Below are 1,712 nucleotides of genomic sequence, written 5' to 3'. Positions count from 1 at the left end.
ACGATTATTGTGGTTGAACCTGGGCTGATTAAAAATTCCACAGCACAATCGATTACAGCAATGATGAAATTAGATCCTAAAGACCGTGTCGATGTCAGATTAGAAGGTGTAGACAAAAGTACCTTTAGTGTGTCTTATAGTTCTTTTATGGGATTCCTGATTGGTCAATAGTAGAATTTAGAATTTAGAATTTAGAATTTAGAATTTAGAATTTAGAATTTAGAATTCTGCCTTCTGCCTTCTGCCTTCTGCCTTCTGCCTTCTGCCTTCTACATTCTGCATTCTTAATTCTACATTCTGCCTTCAACCTGCTAACCGATAAGGGCATCAAGAATAGCAACAATGTCATCGGACTCTTGCCATCGAATCAAGTCAATGACTGGTTCGAGGAAGCCACGAGGATTGGCAATGGTATTTCCGAGAATAGCTACTTTTCTATCAATGATTGCGATCGCGCCTTGGCGTTGTTCAGGAGTTTGGTAAGCCAGGATTTGGGCATACTCCCAAGCTTCCTGGCGACCTTTGATAATACTGAAATTAGCTATTTCCTCATCAGTTCTGCCCCCGACTAGATCCAGCAGCCCCATAAAAAGGGAAAATTGGTTAATCACTGGTTGTACTAATTCCAGGCATTCAGCCAGGATGTCATTAATTTGATTAAAGTCCCTTTCCAGGCTAGACAGTTGGTCACCTGGTGCAGTCTCAGCTGCGGAAATGCCTAGATCTAGGTTAATGTGGGCGTTAATTCCTAGTAGCAAATGCTGTAGGATAATCAGTCTAGAATCATTAGTTGCTTCAAAGGCTATCTGCCAAGACTTTGATGGTTTTGCCCCTTGGCGATAAGCCTCTAGTGCAGCAAGATAGCGATTCCCAAAATTAGTAGTGAATTCATTCATTCTGGGATTATCGTCGAAGCGGTTTTCAGCAATCGATTGTTTGATTTTTAGTGTTACCTGTCGATAGAGTGCTGGAAAAAAACCGATCCGACTACGCTGGGATTTAGCAGCATCAATAATAGTATCTAAACGTTCGATAAGCTGATCAATGTCGTTGGCTAACATGTTTAATTATCTGAAGTGTTGAATAGGGAGTCGGGAGTCGGGAGTCGGGAGTCGGGAGTCGGGAGTCGGGAGTCGGGAGTCGGGAGTCCTATAGACCAGGAGGAAAAACTCTACCGGTTGTTGGGTAGATAATGCGATTGGCCGTAGGCCACGCTACGCGAACGCACTTAATTCACCTTAATCCAAATCTCTTCCATCTGGCCAGATAGAGTTACTAATTCTCATCCTGTAGTTGTCAACTAGACCCGGAATAAAAACTGTACCGGTTGTTTCAATGATCAAGCCTACGGGATAATTAGCCTTAATCAAAACTCCCTGCTACCTAAAAAAAGACCGCTATCTTGCTGAACTTCCCATTTTCAACCAGCCAAAAATTGGCTCTGCTGTCAACCTTTACGATTAGCAGCTAGTTCCAGAAACAGATGTCATCATACTATAGCAATTCTCAATCGGGTTGGTTTGATATCATGTCAAGATAATTACCCTTAATAAACATCTCCCCATCTCCCCATCTCCCCATCTCCCCACACTTCCCATCTCCCCATCTCCCCACACTTCCCATCTCCCCATCTCCCCACACTTCCCACCCTCCCCACACTTCCCACCCTTAACCTGTTCCCCACAACTACCACAATCGGAAGACCACACTTC

At 43.7% G+C, this 1,712-nt stretch carries 2 protein-coding genes; both read right to left on the bottom strand.

Features of this window, described 5'->3' with window-relative positions:
• Window positions 1-311: 311 nt before the first annotated feature.
• Window positions 312-1,061, bottom strand: coding sequence for a DUF5995 family protein (locus F6K37_RS41125; RefSeq protein ID WP_287257047.1), 750 nt, complete (start codon window positions 1,059-1,061; stop codon window positions 312-314).
• A 465-nt stretch (window positions 1,062-1,526) separates the two neighbouring features.
• On the bottom strand, window positions 1,527-1,712 hold a 186-nt coding region (locus tag F6K37_RS41120), incomplete at its 5' end, for a hypothetical protein (protein ID WP_502887836.1).

The organism is Moorena sp. SIO4E2, from assembly GCF_010671945.1.
Taxonomy (GTDB): Bacteria; Cyanobacteriota; Cyanobacteriia; order Cyanobacteriales; family Coleofasciculaceae; genus Moorena; species Moorena producens.
The sequence above is the reverse complement of the archived record's forward strand: the minus strand, read 5'-3'. Positions and strand labels throughout refer to the sequence as shown.

Coding starts and splice junctions, on each gene's coding strand:
- F6K37_RS41125 (WP_287257047.1), bottom strand. CDS start 1,061: ATGTTAGCCAACGACATTGATCAGCTTATCGAACGTTTAGATACTATT.